The 655-nt window shown below is 52.8% G+C and carries 1 rRNA gene; it reads right to left on the bottom strand.

From position 1 onward, the window contains the following. Positions 1-655, bottom strand: a 16S ribosomal RNA gene (locus IQP38_RS00530); the annotation flags it as partial.

Here is a 655-nt window from a genome sequence, read left to right as displayed (position 1 = left end):
GCTGGCAAACAAGGATAAGGGTTGCGCTCGTTGCGGGACTTAACCCAACATTTCACAACACGAGCTGACGACAGCCATGCAGCACCTGTCTCAGAGTTCCCGAAGGCACCAATCCATCTCTGGAAAGTTCTCTGGATGTCAAGAGTAGGTAAGGTTCTTCGCGTTGCATCGAATTAAACCACATGCTCCACCGCTTGTGCGGGCCCCCGTCAATTCATTTGAGTTTTAATCTTGCGACCGTACTCCCCAGGCGGTCTACTTAACGCGTTAGCTCCGAAAGCCACGGCTCAAGGCCACAACCTCCAAGTAGACATCGTTTACGGCGTGGACTACCAGGGTATCTAATCCTGTTTGCTCCCCACGCTTTCGCATCTGAGTGTCAGTATCTGTCCAGGGGGCCGCCTTCGCCACCGGTATTCCTTCAGATCTCTACGCATTTCACCGCTACACCTGAAATTCTACCCCCCTCTACAGTACTCTAGTCTGCCAGTTTCAAATGCTATTCCGAGGTTGAGCCCCGGGCTTTCACATCTGACTTAACAAACCACCTGCATGCGCTTTACGCCCAGTAATTCCGATTAACGCTCGCACCCTCCGTATTACCGCGGCTGCTGGCACGGAGTTAGCCGGTGCTTCTTCTGTCGCTAACGTCAAA

This window comes from Vibrio sp. OPT41 (assembly GCF_015163595.1).
Taxonomy (GTDB): domain Bacteria; phylum Pseudomonadota; class Gammaproteobacteria; order Enterobacterales; family Vibrionaceae; genus Vibrio; species Vibrio alginolyticus.
This window is presented reverse-complemented; position numbering and strand designations above follow the sequence as displayed.